Here is an 18031-nt window from a genome sequence, read left to right on the forward strand (position 1 = left end):
CGTGGCCATCGTCAGGGAGGGTATTGCGATGCTGCAGGTCGCCGATATTCGGAGGAAGCTGTTCACCCAACGGCGTGAGTTGTTTCGGCAGGTTGCACAAACAGAAGGCGAACTGCTCTGGCTTGAGACCGATGTCGAGAGCGAAGTGGGGGAGCGGGGGCAGGAAGAGAACATGGTGCGCCTGCTCGATCGACTGGATGGACGCGCGAAGGCTGAGATCGAGGCGATCGACCGGGCGCTCGTCAAGCTGGAGGCCGGGCAGTATGGCCGATGCGAACAATGCGGAATGGACATTCCCCAGGCCAGGCTGGAGGCTCTCCTCGAGGCGGCCAAATGTATAGGTTGCGCGCAGGCAGAGGAACAACAGGCGGCGTCGAGGGCATGACAGATGCTAGCTGTCCGCTTTTACGCGGATCGACAAGGGGCCGATTCGAGTGCGCGGCTTCATGGCCCGTCCCGATCTTGTCGTAATTGCTGAGGCCTCATTCATTCAGAATCCTGCCGCCGCTCAACAACATGTTGAAAGCCTGCGTGGCCTGTCATCTGGAGTACAAACTGCGAAGTTCATAGGAAAGGAGCGCTGCATGCCAGAACGCACGATCAGCAGCATGTTCGATGAAGATCATGACCGGCTGGATGAACTGTTCAAGACGTTTCATCTGCTGAAACGGACAGATCCCGCCAAAGCGCAACAGGCATTCGCGGATTTCAAAATCGGCCTCCAGCGGCATATGGTCTGGGAGGAGGGCGTATTGTTCCCGTTGTGGGAGAAAAAAACCGGCATGACCGAAGGAGGCCCCACCTTCGTCATGCGCCAGGAGCACCGCGAGATCGGAGAAAGTTTGGCCGCGATCGATCGCAAGATGCAGGCGCAGAATCCGGAGAGCGATCAGGAAGAACAGACGTTCGTGGATCTGCTTGAGCGGCACAACATGACGGAAGAGGAGGTCCTCTATTCGGCGATCGATAGGGCGACCAGCGCGGACGAGCGAGAGGGGGTGTTCCAGGATATGAACAAAATACCAGAGAGCCGCTACAAGGGCTGGTGTGGAACGCATTGACAGAGATCGAGTGAAAGGGTGATGTGATGACCGATTCGATGCGCAAAACTCTCCGGGGGCTATCTTGTGCCGGCTTCCTTCTCATGGGTTGGTGGGCGATCCAATCGACACACATGTCAGACATGAATGTATGGGCCGGTTCGCAGCAGTCGGAGAAGAGGGCACAGGTTCAAGCCGATGCCGAGCGTGGGAGAGCGGTCTTCAACGGGAAAGGCGTCTGCTACTACTGCCACGGCATTGATGGGAACAGGGACCAAGAACCGCAACTCGCGGCAGATACGGCTGCGCTCATCGCGCAACTCGATCCTTCGCCGCCCGACCTCAGGCAACGAAAGACGCTTCGATTGACTACCGACAAAGCCCGGTTCAACGCCATACGAGAAGGCCATCCCGGCACAGGTATGTTCCCCGATACTACGATGACGACTCAGGAGCTCACGGACACCCTGGCATTTCTGGCCCTGTTGAGGAGCGAAGGAGCGGGCGGCAAGGCCCGTCGGTCGCGGTGAGAGAGAACGGACGCGGCAGGTTGCAGCGAGAGCCGATGGTCCCTGAAGAGATAGCGTCAACGAAACAGGGGGGAGCAATGATGACCATTGAAGAAAAAATCAAGAAGATCGTGGAGTGGATTAATCCGGAAGAACGGGTCACGGTCCATTTCCGTGATGCACAGAACCTGAACGCGGAAGTCACAGGCTGCAGTTCGCAGTTAGTGGACCTGTCCATCGAAACTCAGGTGCCCCATGTCAGGCAACGTATCTCGGTGCCGCTCAGTCGCACGGACCTGTCCGAAGATCTCTCCCACTATACCCGGGATCCTGAGCGACCGCTGAAACATCGACGGCTGATGCTGGTCGTCGATGAGAAACGACCGCCGATCGTCTACTAGCAGAGAAGGGATCTGCAGATGGCCTCGAAGGCATCGTCATCGATGGGAGCGACAGGCCTTGGCAGGCGATAAGCCAATGAAGCTGGTCATCATGTGCGGACCAGGGAGCAGCGAGACATGTTAGCGTATTTTTTTAATCGACCCCTCCCGCCAGGGCTCGAGGGATTGGCTGAACTCGCACTCGATCTTCGTTGGACCTGGAGCCACGCGACCGACCGGCTGTGGGAACGGCTGGATCCCGAGGCCTGGGAACGTACCGGTAACCCCTACTTTATCTTGCAGAGTGTCTCGCAAGCCCGTTTGGAAGAGGCCGCCGGGGATCCGGAGTTCGCAGCGGAACTGCGAACATGGCTCGCGCAGCGGCAGCGCTATTTGCAAGACCCCGGCTGGTTCGGACGTGAGCGAGGCGCACGAGGCCCGAAAGGGATTGCCTATTTCAGTATGGAGTTCGGGCTGGGAGAAGCGCTGCCGATCTATTCGGGAGGCCTGGGTATTCTGGCGGGTGACTTCCTGAAAACCGCAAGCGACTTAGGGGTACCGGTCGTCGGGATCGGCCTCCTGTACCAACAGGGATACTTTCGGCAAATCCTGGATCCTGATGGCCGGCAAGGCGAGGCCTTTCCGTATAACGATCCCATGACACTCCCTATCACGCCGACGCCTGATCGCGAAGGAGGCTGGCTGCGAATCCGCTTGGAATTGCCGGGACGGGCCATTCTCTTGCGGGTCTGGCAGGCACGGGTGGGTAAAGTAACCTTGTACTTATTGGATAGCAACGACCTGCTCAATAGCCCTCCTGACCGCGGCGCCACGGCACATCTCTATCCCAGTGATGAGCGGATGCGCCTGACGCAGGAGATCATTCTCGGGATCGGAGGGTGGCGCGTGCTCGAAGAGCTCGGCCTCGATGTCGAGATCTGCCACCTCAACGAGGGTCATGCCGCCTTTGCGGTGCTGGCGCGTTCCCTCAGCTTCATGCGCCGGACGGGGCATCCGTTCCCGGTGGCGCTCAGGGCTACCAGAGCCGGCAACGTGTTCACCACTCATACGCCGGTCGAAGCTGCGTTCGACCGGTTTTCCCACGAGCTCATTCGCCCGTATGCCGCGCATCTTGCGGATCTGGTCCAGGTGCCGATGGACGATCTGCTCGCGTTGGGACGTAAGGATCCACGCGACCGGAACGAGCCTTTCAACATGGCCTTTTTAGCGATGCGAGGGAGCGGCTCGGTCAATGGAGTCAGTCGGCTCCATGGCGCCGTCAGCCGGGGAATTTTTCAGTCGCTCTTTCCCGGCTGGCCGTCGTCCGAGGTCCCGATCGGACATGTGACAAACGGCGTGCATATGCCCTCCTGGGATTCACGCGAGGCGGATGCATTGTGGACCGGGACCTGCGGCAAAGAACGATGGCTGGGCAGGCTCGATGAAATGTGCGCCTCCATCGGTCAGGTGAGTGACGACGACTTGTGGTCGATTCGCGCATCCGAGCGATATGCCCTGATTCGATACACCCGCCGCCGGTTGGTTCGCCAGATGCGGGAACGGGGTGCGGCGGCAGAGCATGTCCGACTGGCGGAACAGATCCTGGACCCCAATACGATCACCTTGGGTTTTGCCAGACGGTTCGCCTCGTACAAACGTCCGACCCTCATGCTGCAGGATCCGGATCGGCTTGCACGGCTGCTCTGCCATCCGGACCGTCCCGTCCAGTTGATCGTGGCCGGCAAGGCGCACCCTCATGATGAGGAAGGTAAACGTCTGGTGCACGAGCTGACTCGCTTCTCGACACGAGCGGATATCTGGAGTCGGATCGTGTTCCTGGAGGACTACGATATGACGTTGGCGCAGTACCTCGTGGCCGGCATCGATGTCTGGCTCAATACTCCCAGGAGGCCGTGGGAGGCCTGCGGAACCAGCGGGATGAAGGTGCTGGTCAATGGAGGCCTCAACCTATCGGAGCTGGACGGATGGTGGGCCGAGGCCTATGCGCCGGAGGTGGGCTGGGCATTGGGCGACGGTCGGGAGCATCCTGAACCGGAGTACGATGCGGTGGAAGCCACGAAGCTCTACGAGCTGTTGGAGCAGCAAGTCGTCCCGGAGTTTTACGATCGAGATCATGCCGGGATTCCACATGCGTGGCTGACGCGTATCCGGGCGAGCATGTCACGCCTCACCCCGCAGTTCAGCAGCAACCGGATGGTGCGCGAGTATGTGGATACGATCTATTCCGCAGCGAGTGTGTCGGTGGGACGTCGTCTCGAAAACGGGGGTAAGCTGGCGGCTGAATTAGAAGCCTGGCATGCCAGGGTAGGACAAGGTTGGAGAGAGATCCGGTTCGGCGACCTCCAGATCACCAGCCAGGGGAACCACTGGCACTTCGAAGTGCCCGTCTATTTCGGGGACCTTGAGCCCGACCAGGTACGAGTAGAACTCTATGCTGATCCGCTGAACGACGGAGACCGGCCCACGCACATTGCGATGCGACAGGTGAGGACGATCCCCGGCGCGGTACATGGGTATCTCTTCCAGGCAGAGGGCCCCTCCACACGTCCCGCGAACCATTTCACGCCCCGCATTGTGCCCTTTCATCCTGAGGCCATGGTGCCGCTGGAGGAGTCACTCATCCTATGGAAACAGTGAATGGTCCCTCGTCGTCACGAATCGAGCGCGTGAGCCAGCGAGGTGGTGAATGAGATGGCGAGACCTGCGTTTTTTGATGAGCGGCTTGAACAGCCCCGTGGTCCACACAATGGGATCATGCCGGAGTAGAGAAAAAATCCGTCGAGACATGGGTGAACACGTGTTTGCAGGAAGGCCAAGGACCGTGCAACGAAGACAATGCCGGGAACGCAGTACCGCGCTAGCTGACCCTGTCAGCCGGTGCCACAGATCTGATATACGAGAGCACATCGAAGATTTGCTGGTCCGTCAGCTTGCCGCGAAATCCGTGCATGGGCGTATATAACGCACCGTTGGTAATCGTCACGAGCAGTTCCCAATCGGTCTTTGATCGCGAACTTTGCGATTGAAGATTGGCTGGACGTACGATCAAATCCCGGCTGTCAGGACCGTTCCCGTCCAGTTTGTCTCCATGGCAACGGAGGCAGTTCTTTTCATAGACGACATGTCCGTCCTTGGGATTTCCGCGGGGGGTCTGCCCGATGGCCCAGGAGCTTCCCAACACAACCAAACATACCGCACTGATCACGCTCAGGATGTTCATGCGTCATTTCTCCTTGGCTGGCGACGTGAGGCGGATATCCATCTGTTCTCAGCGGAGCACCAGGACAGGGGTATTGGCCCGATGGACGATTCCGTGCGACACACTGCCCATCAGGAAGCGATCGAGTCCCCGACGTCCATGGGAGCCGACCACGATGAGGTCGTGGGTCGTTGCTGCGTCGCAGACCATGGTGACGGGATCGCCCAGGCGCACCTCGGTTGACACCGTGAATTGCGGGCTCGCCAGCGCCTGGGCGATGTCGTTCACGACCTGCTCAGCCTGCCGCTTACTTTGCTCGGCCCAGTCTTTGAGTCCCACGACCACATGCGGATCGACCATGTAGGGAGAGGGAATGACCGAGAGGATGGTGACCGAGACAGGGTTCTTGAAGGGGTGCGCGGTCAGCCAGGTTTGCAGACGAACGGCATCCTCGCGGCCTTCCACCGCCAGCAGGATGCGGGTGACCGGGCGGGCCTTTCCTTTGACGATGAGAGTCGGCACCGTGGCATGGAGCAGGACGTGGTGCGAGACGCTGCCGGTAAATACTTCTGCCAGGCGGCTGCGGTCGTGCGTGCCCATGGCGATGAGGTCGGCCTTCACAGACGTTGCGCTGTCGAGAATGAAGGAGGCCGGGTGCTGGACTTCGCACAGGGTTTGAATGGAAGGCGTCTCAGCCGGCAGCAGGGTGCGGCAACGTTCAACGGCCTGTCGTCCGGCCTCCATCAAGGCATGACGGAATTCGTCGTACCCTTGCAGGTTGACGGCTTCGGCGACGAGGGGGTAGTGAAACATGCCGAGATCGACGCCATGAACGAGGACGACCTCGTCCGGGCGGTAGAGCAAGCCGATCTGCTCCACTGCCGCAAAGGCTTCGTCCGACCAATCGACACCAACCACAATTTTCATCATCTGGATGTCTCCCTGGTTCGTTCGTATTACGTCCGCGAGAACGATGGCGATCTGGCGCGTTCGCGATGCGCCGCTTCCAGCAGGGCTAAGACCTGCTCATCAGTCACCGGCTCGAAATCTGCGTAGAGGGCTCCGACGGACGAAAACGGCTCCGGTGTTGTGAGGATCACGCATTGGTCGACCAGTGGACATATGCGAGAACTTATATCGCTCGGCGCGACAGGCATGGCGACAATCACACGGCGGGGAGAGAGGGCGGCCATGGACGTGATTGTCGCGTAGAGCGTCCCTCCCGTTGCTATGCCGTCGTCGACGAGGATGACCGTCCGGTTGGCCAGAGCGGGGAGCGACCGTCCTTGGCGATAGAGCATCCGCTGCCGCTGAAGTTCCCCTTCTTCCCCCAGGACCAGTTCCTGAATGTCTTCGCCGGAGAGTCGACAGGCATCGGCTGCCTCCTGGTTTACATACAAGGCGCCCGTTTCGCTGACAGCCCCGACCGCACAGTCCGGGTTATTGACGGTGCGGAGCTTGCGCGTCAGAAAGACTTCCAGCGGCAAGTGCAAGGCCACGCTCAGTTCGTAGCCGACGACTACCCCGCCACGTGGAAGGGCGAGAACGACCGCGTTCGGATCGCCCCGGTATATCGCCAGCTCCTTGGCCAACAAGATACCCGCATGAGCCCGATCGCGAAATGTCATAACAGACCCTCCCGTGCAGGTGTTGGCCTTACGATGTAAGAGCCCGGTCGTTGCTGTGTCAAGCAGACTTGCCCGTCACGACTCAACCGATCGACTTCGAGAAAGACCTGATTCCATGTCAGTCCTCGGCAGTTGGAGACGATGTCTTCCAGGTTGCAGCCGGACGAGCGGGTCATGACGTCCAGAATGGCGGTCGTGGTCGCTGATGACATTGCCATGAGAGCCTCTACTGTCGGTGCATGACCTGTCATGCTAAGTGCATCAGCAATGCCAGGTGGCGATTGCCGACGCGACCATGGTAACCCCGCAATGGTACGGGAGTCTTGTTTGTGTTGAGAGATCTTGGATTGATCGCACTGGGGCATTACGGGGCAGAGCCGTGGCGTGACACTGTCGCCTCTTTCCGCATTGGGCGGCAGAGCGGGACTGGCGGGATGGCCGATGCGGACGGAGGTTCGAGGTTTTCTGAAATTCGAATTGCGCCTTTCCCGTGCAGGATACAACCGTGACAGGATGCTCAAACAGTTCGTCCAGCAAGGCCGCAGCCGATGAACGCACCGGAGGCGTAGCCTCTGGCTACGATGAGGATGCGTTCAAGGCGAGAACGACGCTGGCGAACTGTTTCAGCGTCCTGCCGCGCTTAACGGACTGCCAGCACCGGACATGCGGCCCGATGGACCAGGCTGTGCGACACGCTGCCGAGCAGGAAACGTGCGATCCCTCGACGGCTGTGCGACCCCACAATGAGGAGGTCGAATTCGGCCGCACGAGCGGCGATCGTCTGAGCCGGGTCGCCGCTCAATACCTGGACGGACACAGTGGAGGAGGGGCCCACCAGCGCGGCGGCCGTCGTCTTGACCAGATCTTCTGCAGAGTGATTCGCGATATCCGCCCAGCGTTCGAAGCGTGCCATGTTGGAGGGGTCGGCAAGCTGCAGTGACGGGACGACGGTGAGAATCGAGAATTCTATCGGATCGCGGAATGGATGTGCGGTTAACCAGTCGCGAATCATCTGTGCGTCCTCGCGGCCTTCGAGGGCGATGATGGCACGGCGGATTCTCTTCGGAGGGCCTTTCACAATCAGCGTCGTTCTTGTTCCGTGGGCCAAGACCCGATGGGAGACGCTGCCGAGCACCAACTCAGCCAGTTTCCCGCGCCCGCGAGCGCCCATCACCACCAGCTCGGCGTCGGCCTTGTCCGCCTGATCGAGCACGATACGGGCCGGCGATCCGATCTCGCGCACCTGCGTGACGGCGATCCCGTTCGATGGGATTAAGGCGGAGGTCCGTTGGAGTAATTCCTGGCCTGCATCCATCATCGCCTGTCGAAACTCCTCGTACCCCTGCAGTGCGGCGGCGCCGGCGACAGCTGGATATTCATAGACACCCAAGTCCACCCCATGCACCAGAGTGATGGTCGTTGGATGAAATAAGAGGAGAGTCTGTTGAACGGCTGAAAATGACTGGTCCGACCAGTCGATTCCAATGGCGATGCGCATAGCGCGGTCCTTTCCTGTCGACGCTTAGCAGGATGCTGAAAACGTCCGCCAGCGGCGTTCTCGCTTCACGAAGAGGCTCAACGTACCAACCAGTACGCCTCGCCTCTTCGCTCGCTGCGGCCTTGCTGGACGGCCTTTTTGAGCATCCTGTGGTTCTTCTAGCCACGGTGCTGCTCGGAACATTTTGGCTATTGTCCTTCTCATACACCGAGTTTTTCCGCAGCCTGTTAGAACAATGGATGGGGCGCGGTTCCGAACGGCAGCACTTTGGGTGTGTCGCCCACATTGCCCCGAATCCGCCAGCCGCCATGTTCAAAGGTCAGGTAATGCACTTCTTCATACCAGCTGTCGATCGGCACCCGGAGGCCGCTGATCTTCGAGAGGCCCGACAAGCTTCCCGTGCAGGTCACTTCGAGAATGGTGTTGGCGCCCGCGCCCACCTTGACGATCTTCGAAAAGAAATGCACTTCGCCGATATCGCGATATTCATCGAACAGGTTGGACCAGATCTTCCGCACGTCCACCTGTTTCAACCCATGATAGTTGTACTGGGTGGCGTAGAGCGCCATGACGCCGTCCAGATTGCCCACCGCGACGGCGGCTTCGGCCTGATGAAACACATCCAGGATCTGCTTGACGGTGGCCTCATCCACTTCGACGAGCGCGCCCTGTGGAATGGACGTCGCCGCCTGACCCGTCGTGCCGGCCGCCAGGCTGAGTGCCGCGACCACGGCAAGGAGCCATCGACGGGGACCGGCGGACTGTTTCAGTGGCCTGCTGGGGTTGGCGATCATATGGTTCTCCTCAACGGTTGTGTTTAGCGAGTCCATGTGACCCGTACGAATTGTTCTCCCTGGTCGTAATGGACGTTGAACTCCCCCTCATAGGCGTGATGCAGGGTCTCACCGATGCGTCGCGGAAGGTGCGTATCTGTGGTGGAGACCACCAGGGCCCCACCCTGCTGCTCGTATCCCATAACACGGGACAGGGGGTGCTGGGATTTTTCCTTGGCTTCGGTATTGTGGATCACTCCCATAATCTCGTCTTTGTGATCAACGAGAAAGGAACCACTCAGCGTCAGGAGCCCTTTGGGGTACTTGTCCCGAACCCTGAGACAGGCCGGACAGACGATCTCGTCGGCTTCCGCCGGCTTGGGGTTCCAGGTCCAGCGGCCTTTCTGGAACAGGGCGCCGCATTCGGTGCAGACCGTTGGCCCCTTGAGCTTGCCCTTTTGTTTATAGGTGTCGTGTTCGTGCTCTTGATACGTTTGGTCTCTGCGGGCTCCCAATCCTGACGGGATCTTGGCATGTGTAGACATATCGGTCTGTGCCTTCCTTGGTGAACAAGAGATCTTACGGAGTTGGCGACGAGAGCATGTGTGCGAGCATCGACTCCTCGGACAAATGTAAGTATTCAAGCACGTCGCGATCCTCGACTTGCGTGAAGTCTACGAAGAAATTTCCCACGGCGTCGAACGGGTCCGGTGTCATGAGTATCACCAGCTCGTCCACCTGTGAGCGAACCTCGTGGATCGTCGACGGGGGACCGACCGGAATCACGCCCACCAGGCGGCGCGGCTGCAGATGTCGAATCACGCACGCCGAAGCCATGAACGTCGAGCCTGTGGCGATGCCGTCATCGACCAAGAGTACCGTGCGCCCGGTGAGGAGCGGGAGCGACCGTCCCTGCCGGTACAGGTCCTTACGCCTGGCGATCTCCTGCTCCTGGACATGGATCAAACGCTCCAGCTCATGCCGGGGGATACCGAACGAGTTGATCGCCTCTTGATTCAGATAATGCGAACCCGTCTCGGCCACCGCCCCAATGGCATATTCGGGATTGCCCGGCGCACCGATTTTGCGAGTAATGAACACATCCAGCGGAAGGTGGAGGGCCAGGCTGAGCTGATAGCCCACTGCCACACCGCCGCGGGGAAGGGCCAGGATCAGCGCCGTCGGATCGTTGCGGTAGCCACTCAGTTTCTCGGCCAGCATCCGGCCGGCTTCTTCGCGATTATGGAACCTCACGCGTCTGTCTCCTGCCGGTCTCGTCATCTTCCACGGGCGTCGGTGGTGTGATGGATGCCCCTATGGGGGAACAGCATGAACTCTTGCAGGAACAGTCTTGCATCGTCGGTGCCACGGGATGGTGTGCCGGATGGTCGCGGGAGAAGTGCGGTAGTACGGGAGTTTACAGATGTCGAGTCGGAGGAGCGAATTGCATGATCCGGTCAGCTGAGGAGTTTCGGGCCAGTGACACGTCAGGGGACTGTTGCCAAATACCTCAATGGAAGGAGGGCTCTGTGCCCTAGGTATTCCGTTGAAGGTGTGGATCCGGCACGAGGCCCCCACATTCAACGCAGCGTACTTTCCCTGCCCTGTGCTCCTCCTCCGTCACATTGTCAGAGATCAGGCGGCTATGGGTACAGGCGCGAGAGGGGCTCATGGAGATGGGCTGAGGGGTTCGTTCTGATTTGTTGAGGCTCACGGGGTACCTCCTGGACGGCACGTAGGGCTCACGAGCAGATGCGGACTAGCGTATTGCTCCGGTACCCGCAATGCAAGACCCAAAATATGGCTCCCTGAGCGGTCTCTCCGCCGATACTGAGTGGAGGGACGTCGCCTACATGATTCATGAACAGGACGGCTGTCACTGCGGCCTTTCCTCACGCGGGCGTCCATAGTCGCGCGCTGGACATGTGTGGGAACCCAACGGTGTCCTGAGCCACTCTGTCAGGCAGACTGAATCTGACTGAGCACGTCCCGCTCCGCTTCGAGCCAATCCTCAAGCGCCGATCCGTCCCGGTATCCGCGCTCACAGTAGAGCGCATAGGCTCGTGCTGCGATCATGGCCGGGAGGTCATTGCAGGGCGACAGTGGCAGGACGAGAAATTTTTGCGCGGCAGGCTTGTTGGCGGTCTGCTGCTGCTGTTGGGGAGCCGGTGTCTTTTTGGCTTGTGTTGTCGAACGAATGTTGGCGGATTTCATGGCTTGTGCTCCTTGGATTAGACGGATGACGTATTCATGGACAACCCACCATTCGCGGCAACGAATGGGAAGGGCGCGAACGGCCGATCGAGACAGCTCAACGGGAACGAGGGGCGCCGGTCGATTCGCCGAAGTGTTTCGGCAATCCGTTCCGGCTTGCCCCAGTCGCTCCAGAGCACGCCGGTCAGTTCGATGACCGCCAGACGCTCCGGGACGCGCTGCAGCAGGTCGGAGGAGAAATTCTTCGCCGGCATGTCCCGGTAGATCGCTTCGAGGGCGCGCCCTTCTTCCGGCCCTCCGATGGCCTGGCTCAGCCGCTCAAAGAGCGGCATCATGTCCGGCAGGCATTGCCAGCCCAATGTCCAGAGCAAGTCCACGTTGGCGGCGAATACCAGCGTATTCCAGAGGGCGCCCGCCCTTAGGGCTGCATCGGCCTGCGCGGTGTCGGGCTTTTCCAGGAACGAGCCGACCATCTGCACCGGCTCGTCCGGTAGGCTGGTGAGGGCCGGGCCTGGCTGGATCCAGCCATAGTCCAGCTCCAGACGATCGGGGGCGACTCCCAACATCACCACCCGATCAGGCCGCGATTCCGCGATGCTGACCGCATGCCGGACCCGGTCGAGGAAGCGCGCTTCCGGATAAACGAAATGATCCGACGGGTAGAGCACGACCGTGGCCTGTGGGGCCTTGGCCCGGATATAGGTCAGGGGCAAGAAGACCCCGGCTGCCGTGTCGCGGTTGGCCGGCTGAAAGAGAATGGTGCTGCCACGTCTCCCTTCCAATTGTGCCAGCGCGTCGCGGCGGTGGCTGTGCGCGACCACCGTCACGATGCGCTCCGGCGGCGTCAGCTTGGCCGCCCGGTCCAACGTATGCTGGAACATGGAGCGTGTGCCGACGAAGGCACAGTATTGCTTCGGGGTGGGGCGGCCCAACCAGCGATGGATCAGCGAACTGACCCGCGTGCCCTCTCCTCCTGCCGGGATGATCGACCAGCGATGATCCGATGTGTGCGATGGACCCACGATTTCCAACCTCCTTGATTATCACCTACAAGGGTAGCGGTTCAGGAATACAGGTTGAAGGCGCATGAACTTCGGTCTTCACCCTTCAGTCTGTACCCCTGCGGAACCATTCACCGAGTCATGCCGATCCCTGCACTGGGCGGCCGTCCGGTCTGTTGAGGTCCCCTCGGCACTCCTACACGCGGGCCTGCCGGCCCTGGGCCCTTCCATCGATTGGCCAGGATGAAGGCATCCAGGCAGTCGCCGCAGTTCACGCAACGCCGGAGCGTGATCGGTGCGCCGGTGACGTCCCGTTCCAGAGCGGCCGTGAAGCTGGTGACCAGCAAGCCGCCGCACCGCAGACAGCATGCATTCCGTAGAGCCGGTTCCTGTGTTCGCAGATCCCGGTCTGTCGCCCGATGGGAGCCGACGCTGCTCGAAGAGGTAGCGCGCCGGCTCAAGGCCGCGCTCCGATCTCATGGAAGTACCGTCTCACCGCCTCCTGAACTTTCGTGAAACATTCAGGGCAGTAGGTATGGGTCTGGGCGATCTCGGACGGATCGATACCATGGGCCGCGCGATAGGTCCGCTGCGTAAGCCAGCAATCGAGGCCGGGAGGACATCGCCGATCGTCGCGAATGAGTCCGCAGAGACAACAGACGGGGAGCAGCGTCGGGGCGATGGCCCCGTCTCTCATCGGAACGGACGGGGATAGGCGCATGGTCTGATCGAATACCTGTTCAAGAGACATAGGCTACCTCCTTCATCCGCCTGCCAGAGTCCGTCACCTGGCGTTGTGCGGAGTCGAATGTCAGGATAGCTATACGAATTCGTCGCCGTGAGGGGAACTGGGGAACCCACCAGTTCTACTCGAATAGGTTACTAGCGTGACATCCGAAGGGGAGGAGGTTGTGAAGGCGTCTGTCGGAGATTCAGGTCGCACGTGGTTCCTGGATTACCGTGTTTCTCGCGCCTCAACGGGTCGATTCGGTGCGAGTGAGACGAGATAGCCTGAGGAGCCCGGACGCTGGAGGGTGACGATGCCGTCTCTGGTGAGCCGGTCCACCGCGGCAAAGAGCTGGTTCCATGAGAAGGAGGGGAGCCGCTCGCTGAGTTCTTCGAGCGTGCAGATCCCGACCTGAGCGAGCACCTGGCGGATAGCCGATTCAAGTGTATCTGTCCGAAGCATAGGACCCTCCTCCACTAGACGTGACGCTCCCGCATCTCTTGTACGGGATGTGTCTGCCTAGGGAAACTAGGGACCCCCCTAGTCCTGGGAGAAGACATTACTAGCGCTTGTCTGGCCGCATTCGCGCGACTTGTAGGAACGAGAGAAAGGGCCTAGACTCTGCCATCAGATCGGCCCATCCAGTTGCTGCGGATGCTGATTTCGATTCCGATGTTGCGGTCTCTGTCCTCTGGAGGAGTCGATCCTATGGCGGCATCGAAGAAGACCTCTCGAACCAAATCCTCGGCCAAGCGCGGCGTCATGCGCAAGGCCGCCAAGCGGCAACCGGTCAAGGGCAGCCGCCCTGCGGCTGAGACCGCTCCATCGATAGCCCTGCCCACAGAACCGCCCGATTTTCTCATCGTCGGAATCGGCGCCTCAGCCGGAGGTTTGGAAGCCCTGGAATTGTTCTTCCGCCACATGCCTCCCGGCAGCGGGATGGCCTTTGTCGTGGTGTCGCACCAGCATGCGGGCCATGTCAGTCTTCTGCCGAGTCTCCTGAGTAAATGTACGGCGATGCCGGTGGTGGAGGCCAAGGACGGGATGGCGGTGGAGGCCAATGGCGTGTACATGGCGCCGGGTGGCATCAATCTGGCGATCTTGCACGGCATTCTGCACTTCATGGAACCCCCGACAAAAGAACGCGTGCCGCTGCCCATCGATTATTTTTTCCGTTCGCTGGCGGAAGACCAGAAGCAACGAGCCGTCGGCATCGTCCTGTCCGGGACCGGCAGCGACGGCACCGTGGGGTTGCGCACGATCAAGGCCGAGTCCGGCCTGACGATTGCGCAGGAGCCGCAGTCGGCCAAGTATCAGAGCATGCCGCGCAGCGCGATCGATGCCGGGGTGGCCGATGTGGTGCAGCCGGTGGAGAAGATGGCGGAGTCGTTGCGCGCCTATGCGCGGAGCCGCACCGCACCGGCGACGCTCCTGCCTGCAGGCGAGGCCTCGCAGCAGCTGCAGAAGATCTTCATCCTCTTGCGCGACCGGACCGGGAACGATTTTGCGCGGTATAAAGAGAATACGATTCAGCGGCGCATCGAACGCCGGATGAATGTGCATCAGATCGAGAATCTAAAACAGTATCTCCGATTTGTGCAGGCCAACTCGCACGAACTCGATGCCCTCTTTCAAGAACTGCTCATCGGCGTGACCAGCTTCTTTCGCGACCCACAGGCCTTCGAGGTCCTCGAACGGAAAGTACTGCCAGCGCTCGTGGAGGGCAAGCCGGAGGGTACGACCCTGCGGCTGTGGGTGGCCGGCTGTTCCACCGGAGAGGAGGCCTATTCGCTCGCCATCCTCTTCCGGGAATTTCTGACGGAGAACAAGCTCCGCCTCACGATCCAGATCTTTGCCTCCGATCTCGACAGACGGGCCATCGACCAGGCGCGCGCGGGCCTCTATCCGGTCGGCATCGCCGAGGACCTTACCCCGGCGCGCCTGCAGCGGTTCTTTACCAAGGAAGACATTCACTATCGGGTCAAGAAGGAGATTCGGGATCTGGTCGTGTTTGCCCAGCATAACCTCCTGACCGATGCCCCCTTTACGAAGCTGGATCTCCTGTCCTGTCGCAATCTCCTGATCTATCTGGATGCGCAGGCCCAGCACAATATCCTGCCGCTGTTCCACTATGCCTTGAAGCCGAACGGTGTCCTGTTTCTCGGTACGTCAGAAACGGTCGGCGAGTACGATCAGCTCTTTGCCGTCATCGATCGAAAATGGAAGTTGTTCAGGCGAACGGCGGAGCCCGGCACGGTTCCTCAACTGAAACGATTTCCTCATGGATCGATGAAAGGGACCACCGAGACCCGTGCGGAGACGGACGCGGCTCTTCTCCTCACTCGCCCCGCCTCCATCCCCACGCTGATCCAGCAGCTGTTGGTCTCGCGCTATGCGCCGTCGGCCGTCGTGGTGAATGCCCGGGGCGAAGTCGTCTACATCCATGGGCATACCGGGGTCTATCTGGAACTGGCGCCAGGCCAGCCGACCCACCATCTGATCGAGATGGCGCGGGAAGGGTTGCGGCACGATCTGGCGACCGCGCTCCATCAGGCTGCCGGCCAGGAGGAGGAGGTCGTGCGTCGCGGACTCCGCCTGCGCGCCAACGGCGAGGTCATCCTGGTCGATCTGTTCGTGAAAAAAATTGCCGAGCCGGAGGCCCTCCGAGGCCTGCTCCTCGTGACGTTCGATGCGGTGCGTACGGGGAAAGCCGCCGTACACAAGAGCGGATCGGCGCGAACGGCCGTGCCGTTGAAGAAAGGGGATCCTGGGCTGGTGCAGGAATTGGAGTTCACCAAGCAGCGATTGCAACGGACGATCGAGGAACTGCAAACCTCCAATGAAGAGCTGAAGTCCACCAACGAGGAATTGCAATCCACGAACGAAGAGCTGCAAAGCACCAACGAGGAGTTGGAGACGGCGAAGGAGGAGCTGCAGTCCCTCAATGAAGAACTCTTGACGGTCAACGCCGAACTCCAGGGCAAGCTCGATGCGCTCGCAGAGGCGCACGACGATCTGCAGAACCTCTTGAACAGCACCGAGATCGCCACGATCTTTCTGGACAACGAGCTGCGCATCAAGCGGTTCACCTCGGAGGCCAAGCGGGTGAGTTGTCTGATCGCCGTCGATGTCGGACGGCCCCTGTCGGACATCGTGTCGAAGCTGATCGATGACCGGCTGCTGGAGGATGCGCAGGACGTGCTGGAGACGCTCGTCATCAAGGAGCGGGACGTCCAGACCACCGACGGAAGCTGGTTTGCCATGAGGATCCTGCCCTATCGCACCGGCAAGAACAGCATCGACGGGCTGGTGGTGACGTTTCAAAATATCACCAAGAGCAAGGAGGCGGAGCAGACCGTCCTGGCGGCGCGCGACGTGTCCGCTAGCATCGTCGAGACGATGCATGAACCCTTGCTCGTCTTGGACGACCAGCTCCGCGTGGTCTTGGCCAATCAGTCTTTCTACCGGACCTTTCAGGTGCAGCCGCGCGAGGTCGAGCAGCAGCTCCTGTACCATCTCTGTGCCGGGGCCTGGAACAGGCCGGACTTACGTCATCTGCTGGAGGAGGTTCTACCGAAGAATCATTCCTTCCAGAACTTCCTGCTGGAACAGACGTTTCCTCACATCGGCCGTAGGGCCCTGAGGCTCAATGGCCGTCGACTGGAGCAGGGGATGCGTGAACCAGGCAGAATTTTGTTGGCCATGGATGAAGTGAAGGCCGAGGGGAAGGCTGCGGAGTAGGCTGAAGTTCAGAATCCTGAACACTTCAGCCTAGCCAGAGGGCACTGCGATGGCCAAGAAATCAGACAGACCTACGAAAGCCACTAGCCTTCGTCAGCAGGCGGAAGCCAGTCTGCGCGTGACCAAGCGCGAGGTTGCGGCCATGCCGACTAAGAACGTGCAACGGCTCGTGCAGGAGCTGCAAGTGCACCAGATCGAGCTGGAGATGCAGAACGAGGAGCTGCGCCGGACCCAAGCAGAGCTCGAGGCAGCCCGTGACCGCTATGCCGATCTCTTTGACCATGCCCCCATCGGCTACCTGACCTTGGACTCCAAGGGGATGATATTGGAAGCTAATCTACCGGCCTGCCGGCTGCTCGAACTGAACCGGACAGATCTGGTGCGCCAGCCGGTGATACGGTTTGTGGCGGCAAAGGATCAGCCCAAGATCCGTCGCCACCTTAAAGAGCTGTTCGAGACGGGAAGCAGGCGAGTCTGCGAAGTGGATCTCGCACAACGGCAGGGTCTGTCGGTTCAGTTCGAATCGGTGGCGGTTCAGGATGAGGGAGGCACAAAGACCTGCGCATTCACGGCCCTGCAGGATATTACGGGGCGCCTGCAGGCAGAGGAGCAGGCGCGGCAGATCGGACGTGAGCGTCAGCAGTATTTGGAGCACCGGGTGCGTATCGGGCATGATCTCCATGACGGGATCCTCCAGTCTCTGTACGCCATTGGGTTGGGGCTCGAATCAGGCACGCTGGATTTCAGAGAGGAGCCGGACAAGTCCGCTGTCGCTCTGGCCCGGAGCATTGCCGGGCTGAACTCCGTGATCGAAGAAGTGCGGAGCTTCATCAGGGAGGTCGCGGTCGAGAACCTGTCGGACATCGATCTGCCGGCGTCGCTCCGTACCATGGTTGGGACATTGGCCAGGCTTCATGGCCGGCAGGCTCGTGTGTCCATCAGCCACGCCGTCACCGATGACCTGCCGGCCGCGCACAATATCGAGATCCTTCACCTGGTCAAGGAGGCATTGAGCAACAGTTTCCGTCATACCAGGGCGACAATGGTGCGGGTCTCGCTTCGTCCGTTGAAAGGCGGCCTCCGTGTCATTGTGCAGGATAACGGCAAGGGCTTGCCTCAAAAACGCGCGATGCGAGACGGCGTGGGATTCGTCAGCATGGAGGCGCGCGCCCGCAGGCTCGGCGGGACCTTGTCGGTGCAGTCGAAGCCTGCGAACGGGACTTGGGTTGTACTCGATCTTCCACGGAAGTCGAACAGGGACGACGTGAGTTTGTAACCTCATCCTCGACCGCAGCCTGTC

The 18031-nt window shown here is 60.3% G+C and carries 20 protein-coding genes; 7 read left to right on the forward strand and 13 right to left on the reverse strand.

What is annotated here, in order from left to right; genetic code table 11:
• Positions 1-28: 28 nt before the first annotated feature.
• From Q8N00_04490 to glgP, 5 genes are all read left to right on the forward strand, one after another.
• The gene (locus tag Q8N00_04490) at positions 29-385 is read left to right on the forward strand and encodes a TraR/DksA C4-type zinc finger protein (protein ID MDP2382040.1); all 357 of its coding nucleotides are present in this window, start codon (positions 29-31) and stop codon (positions 383-385) included.
• Positions 386-584: 199 nt separating this feature from the next.
• Positions 585-1061, forward strand: coding sequence for a hemerythrin domain-containing protein (locus tag Q8N00_04495; protein MDP2382041.1), 477 nt, complete (start codon positions 585-587; stop codon positions 1059-1061).
• Between the two features lie 26 nt (positions 1062-1087).
• Positions 1088-1570 (forward strand): c-type cytochrome, encoded by a 483-nt coding sequence (locus Q8N00_04500; GenBank protein ID MDP2382042.1) that lies wholly within the window; start codon positions 1088-1090, stop codon positions 1568-1570.
• Between the two features lie 77 nt (positions 1571-1647).
• Complete coding sequence (locus tag Q8N00_04505) at positions 1648-1950, forward strand: hypothetical protein (GenBank protein MDP2382043.1); 303 nt, start codon at positions 1648-1650, stop codon at positions 1948-1950.
• A gap of 117 nt (positions 1951-2067) precedes the next feature.
• On the forward strand, positions 2068-4587 hold the full coding sequence (gene glgP, locus Q8N00_04510) for an alpha-glucan family phosphorylase (GenBank protein ID MDP2382044.1): 2520 nt from the start codon (positions 2068-2070) through the stop codon (positions 4585-4587).
• A 220-nt stretch (positions 4588-4807) separates the two neighbouring features.
• Here the strand turns inward: glgP and Q8N00_04515 are convergent, their stop codons facing one another.
• From Q8N00_04515 to Q8N00_04575, 13 genes are all read right to left on the reverse strand, one after another.
• Positions 4808-5170: a cytochrome c gene (locus tag Q8N00_04515; GenBank protein MDP2382045.1), complete on the reverse strand. Its 363-nt coding sequence runs from the start codon at positions 5168-5170 to the stop codon at positions 4808-4810.
• A gap of 48 nt (positions 5171-5218) precedes the next feature.
• On the reverse strand, positions 5219-6079 hold the full coding sequence (locus tag Q8N00_04520; GenBank protein MDP2382046.1) for a universal stress protein: 861 nt from the start codon (positions 6077-6079) through the stop codon (positions 5219-5221).
• 26 nt (positions 6080-6105) lie between these two features.
• The gene (locus tag Q8N00_04525; protein ID MDP2382047.1) at positions 6106-6777 is read right to left on the reverse strand and encodes a phosphoribosyltransferase family protein; all 672 of its coding nucleotides are present in this window, start codon (positions 6775-6777) and stop codon (positions 6106-6108) included.
• Entirely contained in the window at positions 6774-6995 is a 222-nt protein-coding gene (locus Q8N00_04530; GenBank protein MDP2382048.1) for a hypothetical protein, read from the reverse strand. Before Q8N00_04530 ends, Q8N00_04525 begins: the two co-directional genes overlap by 4 nt.
• A 422-nt stretch (positions 6996-7417) precedes the next feature.
• Complete coding sequence (locus tag Q8N00_04535) at positions 7418-8275, reverse strand: universal stress protein (GenBank protein MDP2382049.1); 858 nt, start codon at positions 8273-8275, stop codon at positions 7418-7420.
• 227 nt (positions 8276-8502) lie between these two features.
• Entirely contained in the window at positions 8503-9069 is a 567-nt protein-coding gene (locus Q8N00_04540) for a hypothetical protein (protein MDP2382050.1), read from the reverse strand.
• A gap of 23 nt (positions 9070-9092) precedes the next feature.
• Complete coding sequence (locus tag Q8N00_04545) at positions 9093-9593, reverse strand: BCAM0308 family protein (GenBank protein MDP2382051.1); 501 nt, start codon at positions 9591-9593, stop codon at positions 9093-9095.
• 34 nt (positions 9594-9627) lie between these two features.
• Positions 9628-10302 carry a phosphoribosyltransferase gene (locus tag Q8N00_04550; GenBank protein MDP2382052.1) on the reverse strand — a complete coding sequence of 225 codons (675 nt, stop codon included), beginning with the start codon at positions 10300-10302 and terminating at the stop codon, positions 9628-9630.
• A gap of 705 nt (positions 10303-11007) precedes the next feature.
• Entirely contained in the window at positions 11008-11262 is a 255-nt protein-coding gene (locus Q8N00_04555) for a DUF2934 domain-containing protein (protein ID MDP2382053.1), read from the reverse strand.
• A 17-nt stretch (positions 11263-11279) separates the two neighbouring features.
• Positions 11280-12284 (reverse strand): sugar phosphate nucleotidyltransferase, encoded by a 1005-nt coding sequence (locus Q8N00_04560; GenBank protein MDP2382054.1) that lies wholly within the window; start codon positions 12282-12284, stop codon positions 11280-11282.
• A gap of 110 nt (positions 12285-12394) precedes the next feature.
• Entirely contained in the window at positions 12395-12724 is a 330-nt protein-coding gene (locus Q8N00_04565; protein MDP2382055.1) for a hypothetical protein, read from the reverse strand.
• Positions 12721-13014, reverse strand: coding sequence for a hypothetical protein (locus Q8N00_04570; GenBank protein ID MDP2382056.1), 294 nt, complete (start codon positions 13012-13014; stop codon positions 12721-12723). The genes Q8N00_04565 and Q8N00_04570 overlap by 4 nt, the downstream gene beginning before the upstream one ends.
• A 204-nt stretch (positions 13015-13218) precedes the next feature.
• Entirely contained in the window at positions 13219-13452 is a 234-nt protein-coding gene (locus Q8N00_04575) for a hypothetical protein (GenBank protein MDP2382057.1), read from the reverse strand.
• Between the two features lie 246 nt (positions 13453-13698).
• Here Q8N00_04575 and Q8N00_04580 point away from each other — a divergent pair, with 246 nt between their 5' ends.
• Entirely contained in the window at positions 13699-16731 is a 3033-nt protein-coding gene (locus Q8N00_04580) for a CheR family methyltransferase (protein ID MDP2382058.1), read from the forward strand.
• A gap of 49 nt (positions 16732-16780) precedes the next feature.
• A complete protein-coding gene (locus tag Q8N00_04585; protein ID MDP2382059.1) occupies positions 16781-18007 on the forward strand; it encodes a PAS domain S-box protein in 1227 nt (408 codons plus the stop codon).
• Positions 18008-18031 lie beyond the last annotated feature (24 nt).

Source organism: Nitrospirota bacterium (assembly GCA_030684575.1).
Lineage (GTDB): Bacteria > Nitrospirota > Nitrospiria > Nitrospirales > Nitrospiraceae > Palsa-1315.